At 57.7% G+C, this 267-nt stretch carries 1 protein-coding gene; it reads right to left on the minus strand.

What is annotated here, in order from left to right; genetic code table 11:
* Positions 1–219: hypothetical protein (locus AC4HNJ_RS21975; RefSeq protein WP_490481739.1), on the minus strand; the 219-nt coding region annotated here is incomplete at its 3' end.
* Positions 220–267 lie beyond the last annotated feature (48 nt).

Genomic DNA, 267 nt, shown 5'->3' on the forward strand with positions numbered 1-267 from the left:
GGTGATGGTCCCCACATCAGGGCGATAGACGACGACGTAGAGATCCTGTCCCGCTGGCGTCGTGCTCACACCGGAGAGATTCAATGCCAACGTTTCGCCTGCAGTTGCATTGAACGTCAATCGCTCCACTTGACCGGTACTCAAACTGATCGCGACCGGCATATTAGTAGTTAATACCGGCCCTACGATGTCCGGTTGCAACAATGCGTTGAACGCCATGGTGCCCCCGCCCGTCGGGGACACGACGACGGAATATGTCCCTGCGGC

This window comes from Dyella sp. SYSU CM1112 (assembly GCF_058216415.1).